Source organism: Thauera aminoaromatica S2 (genome assembly GCF_000310185.1).
Taxonomy (GTDB): Bacteria; Pseudomonadota; Gammaproteobacteria; order Burkholderiales; family Rhodocyclaceae; genus Thauera; species Thauera aminoaromatica.
The window spans coordinates 1-5169 of the sequence record NZ_AMXD01000196.1; the positions used below are offsets into that span (position 1 = coordinate 1).

The 5169-nt window shown below is 72.3% G+C and carries 5 protein-coding genes; 1 reads left to right on the plus strand and 4 read right to left on the minus strand.

The genetic code is table 11. The features are described from left to right. Positions 1-450, minus strand: a 450-nt coding sequence (locus tag C665_RS18200; RefSeq protein ID WP_004325895.1) for a KpsF/GutQ family sugar-phosphate isomerase, incomplete at its 3' end; no start/stop codon positions are given. Between the two features lie 153 nt (positions 451-603). On the opposite strand from C665_RS18200, the gene C665_RS18205 reads away from it, so the two are divergent. Further along, entirely contained in the window at positions 604-2571 is a 1968-nt protein-coding gene (locus tag C665_RS18205) for a monovalent cation:proton antiporter family protein (protein WP_004325896.1), read from the plus strand. Between the two features lie 28 nt (positions 2572-2599). On the opposite strand, the gene C665_RS18210 is transcribed toward C665_RS18205, so the two are convergent. The 3 genes from C665_RS18210 to C665_RS18220 all read right to left on the minus strand — a co-directional run. Next, positions 2600-3241, minus strand: a complete 642-nt coding sequence (locus C665_RS18210; protein ID WP_004325898.1) for a prepilin-type N-terminal cleavage/methylation domain-containing protein — start codon at positions 3239-3241, stop codon at positions 2600-2602. Positions 3242-3306: 65 nt separating this feature from the next. Beyond that, positions 3307-4017, minus strand: coding sequence for a type II secretion system protein (locus C665_RS18215; RefSeq protein ID WP_004325900.1), 711 nt, complete (start codon positions 4015-4017; stop codon positions 3307-3309). Then, positions 4005-5169: hypothetical protein (locus C665_RS18220; RefSeq protein WP_004325902.1), on the minus strand; the 1165-nt coding region annotated here is incomplete at its 5' end. The genes C665_RS18215 and C665_RS18220, both read right to left, overlap by 13 nt.

Below are 5169 nucleotides of genomic sequence, written 5' to 3' on the forward strand. Positions count from 1 at the left end.
GGCCACGCCGGCGTCCAGATGCGCGTCGGCCTCGCGTGCGAGCGGCGAGTCCGGCTTGCCGGTCATCGCGATCAGGCGGGCGCCCTGGCGCTTGACCAGGGGCACGATGGTGAGCAGCTCCTCGCTGGAGCCGGAGTTCGACAGTGCGATCACCACGTCTTCCGGGGTGATCATGCCGAGATCGCCGTGTGCGGCCTCGGCGGCATGCACGAAGTAGGCCGGGGTGCCGGTGCTGGCGAGCGTGGCGGCGAGCTTGCGGCCGATGTGGCCCGACTTGCCAACGCCGGTGACGATCACCCGGCCATGGCGCGCGAGGATGATCTCGACCGCGCGCTCGAATTCCTCGCCGATGCGCGCCCCGAGCGCGGCCACGGCGTCGGCCTCGATGCGCAGCACGCGGCGGGCGAGGGCGACGGCTCGGCTTTCGCCCGAAGCGGAAATTGGGTCCATGGATTCGATGCTTTAAACTGGCGCGGAAGGGAGACCGGTGGCTCGACGGGATGACGGCGCGCCGTTGCCGGCAAGCTCCCGATCGAGCGGATTGTATACCAAACACCCGCGCCGCCGCCCGGCAGCGCTGGCGCCACACGCGGCCGGGCTTCCATGCTGAATACCCTCGAATTCGTGGTCCTGCTGCTGGCCGCCGCCGTGGTGATGGTGGCCCTCTTCCGCAGCATGAACCTGCCGCCGGTGCTCGCCTACCTGCTCGTCGGCGCGCTCGGCGGGCCGCATGCGCTCGACCTGATGCAGGAGTCCGCCGGCGCGCGCCACCTCGCCGAGTTCGGCGTGGTGTTCCTGATGTTCTCGATCGGGCTGGAGTTCTCGCTCGGGCGCCTGATGGCGATGAAGCGCATCGTGTTCGGGCTCGGACTCGCCCAGGTGCTGACGACGATCGCGCTCGCCACCCTGCTCGGTCGCCTCGGCGGGCTGGGCTGGATCACCAGCTTCGCGCTCGGCGGCACGCTGGCGATGTCGTCCACCGCGATCCTCTCCAAGCTGCTCGCCGACCGCATGGAGCTCGACAGCCGTCATGGCCGCGAGGTGATCGGCGTGCTGCTGTTCCAGGACATCGCGGTGGTGCCGCTGCTGATCCTGCTGCCGGCGCTGTCGCGTCCGGCCGAGGAGATGATGTTCACCCTCGGCCTGGCGGCCTTCAAGGTCGTCTTCCTGCTCTCGCTCGTGCTGGTCTTCGGCCAGCGCCTGATGCGCTGGTGGTTCACCGTGATGGCGCGGCGGCGCTCGGGCGAGCTCTTCATGCTCAACGTGCTGCTGATCACGCTCGGGCTGGCCTGGCTGTCCGAGCGGGTCGGGCTGTCGCTCGCGCTCGGCGCCTTCCTTGCCGGCATGCTGATCTCGGAGACCGAGTACCGCTACCAGGTGGAAGAGGACATCAAGCCCTTCCGCGACGTGCTGCTCGGGCTCTTCTTCGTCACCGTCGGCATGTTGCTCGACGTCGCCGAGATCGTGCGCAACCTGCCGGCGGTGCTCGGCCTGCTCGGCGCGCTGCTGGTGCTCAAGTTCGGGCTGGTGTTCGCGGCCTCGCGCGTGTTCGGTTCGCCGGCGGGCACGGCGATGCGCTCCGGGCTGTGGTTGTGCGCGGGCGGCGAGTTCGGTTTCGTCCTGCTGTCGCAGATCCTCGACCTCGGGCTGATGCCCTACGGCCTCGCCCAGGCCGCGGTGGCCGCGCTGGTGCTGTCGATGCTGGTCGCGCCGCTGATCGTGCAGGTGAGCGACCGCCTGGTCATGCGCTTCGTCGCCTCGGAATGGTTGCTGCGCTCGATGGAGCTCACCCGGGTGGCGGCGCAGTCGCTCAACACCGAGCGCCACATCATCGTGTGCGGCTACGGACGCAGCGGCCAGTACCTGGCGCGCTTCCTCGAGCAGGAGAACGTCGCCTACGTCGCGCTCGACCTCGACCCGGAGCGCGTGCGCGAGGCGGGCGCGGCCGGGGACACCGTGGTGTACGGCGACGCCGCGCGGCGCGAGACCCTGGTCGCCGCCGGCATCCAGCGCGCGAGCGCGCTGGTGGTGTCCTTCGACGCGCTGGAGGCGGCGCTGCGGGTGATCCATCACACCCACGCGCTGCGTCCCGGCCTGCCGGTGGTGGTGCGCGCCGGCGACGAGGCCGACCTGGAGAAGCTTGCCCAGGCGGGGGCGGCCGAGGTGGTGCCCGAGGCCTTCGAGGCCAGCATCATGCTCGCCTCGCACGCGCTCGCGCTCACCGGGGTGCCGCTCAGTCGCGTGGTGCGGCGCATCCGCGAGATCCGCAGCCAGCGCTATGCGCTGATGCGCGGCTTCTTCCAGGGCAGCAGCGATGCGGGCGATGCGGGCGCCGGCGCGGAGGCGCGCCTGCGCTCGGTGATCGTCCCGGAGGGCGCGGCGGGAGTCGGGCGCAGCATCGGCGAACTCGGGCTGGAGGAGTTCGGCGTGGCGGTGTCGGCAGTGCGTCGGCGCGGCATCCGCGCGCTCTCGCCGGGTGCCGAGACACGCATCCAGAGCGGTGACGTGATCGTGCTGCTCGGCGTCCCCGGCGGCCTGGAAGCCGCCGAGGAGCGCCTGCTGGGTGGCTGAGCCGCCCGCGCTCCGCACGCCTCACGCCTCACAGATTCGAACACACCGTGTGCGCGTTCGCTTCGAGCAGCCGGTTGGCCGCGGAGATCGCCACCAGCCCGGTGTCGCCGGGTGTGCCGGCACGCAGCGAGCCGGCCGCGGGGTCGCCGTCGTCGAGCGCGATGTCGATCTGTGTGACCAGCTTGCCGGGCACGTTGTCCGAGCACACCACCAGGCTGCCCGGCAGGCCGAGCACGCTGCCACCGCGCTGCACGCCGAGCCGGCCACCGAGTGCGTTGCGCGGCAGGAAGCCGGCGTCGGCGGTGTCGGTGCTGCCGGTGGCGATGCCGGCCAGGCGCAGGTGCTGCCAGAGGCGGACGGACTCGGTGTCGGCGCCCGCATCCCAGGTGCCGTCGATCACGCCGTTGCCGTTGCCGGCCACGGTGCAGCTGCTGCCGCCGGAGCAGAGATGGCGGACGGCGGCGGGGTCGTCGCCGGGGAGGGCGCGGAAGCGGTCCTGATAGGCATGGACCATCGCCGGCACGCTGCGCAGGTCCTGGGCGAGGTTCTTGACACGGGCACTGTCGATCAGCGCCTGCCCCTTCATGACCCCGCCGAGCAGCAGGCCGACGACGAGCAGCACGATCGCGATCTCGACGAGGGTGAATCCGGTTTGCGGTTTCTTTTGCATGGTTTGTCTCCCGGGTGATGTGGCAGTGGTGATGGAAAGGGCTATGTGCGGATGCGCGGCCGGGATCACAGCCGCCCGGCCTGGGCGAGACGGGCGATCAGCAGCGGGCGCCCGAGCCAGGCGAGCAGATCGTCGAAATCGGCGCCCGGTTCGCCGGCCTGGTAGCTCGGGGTGGCGCTGGCGTGGCTGGTGTTGTCGCCGTCGGCGTGCAGGTTGGCGCCGGTCGACCACACGATCGCGACCGCCTGCGAGTCGGTCGTGGTGATGCGCCGGCCGTCGTGATCGCGGATCTGCAGGCGCGCGCCGGGTGTGGTGGCGGCGCCGATCGGCGCCACGCTGAAGGCGGGGTCGACGCGGTAGCGCCAGTACCCCGTCCAGTCGTCGGCGGCGGAGTGGCGGTCGCGGCCCCAGGCGTCGGTCGCCGGCATCGCCAGGCTGCGCCAGGGCAGCACGCCCTCGCGCGCGAGGTTGCAGGGCGGGCCGTCCTCGAGCCCGTAGCCAGGGCTGGCGGGATCGGTTTCGGTGCTCGGGCAGGGCAGGCGGCCGTGGATGATGGCGAAGCCGGTAAGCGCGAGCTGGATGTCGTGCAGACGCTCGAGCGTGGCGTTGCGGTCGCGCGCTTCCAGCCGGCTCGCCACCGGGACCAGCAGGCTGCCGCCAAGCAGGGCGAGGATCACCAGCACCATGGCGAGCTCGACCAGCGTGAAGCCGCGCGCGGGAGCGCTCGAATGCGCGGGCTTGTGCATGCGAGCGGGAGGCGGGGTCAGGGCAGGCATCGGACAACGTCCTCGCTGGCGGGGCGATCGGGCGCGGTGACGCGGAAGTGCGCGGCACCCTCGAACTCGGGATTGCCCAGGCGTAGCGCGGCGACGTTCCGGCCCTCGAACCAGGCCGCCGGATCGGCGCGCTCGGCAGCGGTGGTTCGCAGTTGGCGCTCGGGGCCGCTGCGGATGCGCTCGCCCCCGAATGCCAGCACCGCCCGGCAGCGCTCGCCGGGTGCCGCGGGCCGCGTCACACCGATGCAGGCGCTGCCGTCGGGGCAGGCGGCGAAGCGGATCTGCTCGTGCCAGTCGTCGATGAGCGGACGTTGTGCGGCGGCGATGCCCAGAGTCTCCGCCGTGGGCAGCATACCCACCGCGAGCGTGCCGAGCGGGCGGGCGTGGCGTGCGAGCCATTCGGTGCGGCTCGCCGCAAGCCGGCCGGCAAGCGCGTTCGCGCTGCGGGCGAGGAGCGCATCGAGATGGCTGGCGTGGTCGCGGCGCCGACGCAGTGCGTCGAAGACGTCGTCGATTCCGATCCAGGTGGCGAGGTCGTTGGGCGCCTCGTCGTCGAGGGTGGCCGGGTGGAGGGTGATCTCGATCACCCCGCTGCCTGCGCGCGCATGGCCGGGGTCGAGGTAGTGCGAAAGGTCGGCTGCGGCCGAGTCGCTGCCTGTGCAGCTCGTGCCCCGGGTGGGCGGACGGATCTGGCTGCTGCGTGGCGGCCCGGGGCTGAACACGATCGCCACCGCCATGCCGTCGCCGGACGCTGCCTGAAGGCTGCGCCCGGCGGGATCGAGCAGGCCGAACTGGCCCGGGCTGTCCCAGTTCAACGCCGCCGGCTTGGGGTTGTGCTTGACGCTGCCGGCGACCGCGTACCACAGGCATTCGCCCCAGCCGTCGCGCAGCTCGGGCAGGCCGAGGGTGCGCCAGGGCAGGCGCCCGATCGCGGCGGTGCCGCGCGCACCGCAGGCACCGATCGGGGTGGAGCCGGTGTTGCCGGCATCCGGACAGGGCAGGAAACCGTAGCCCTCTCCGGGGTGGGTCTCGGCGTAGCTGATCGCGTAGCCGATCAGCGCGGCGCGTGCGGTGGCGAGCACCTCGACGCTGCGCGCGTGGGCGAGCGCGTGGGCGCGGGCGCGCAGTTCGCCGCCGGCGAGCAGGCCGCCC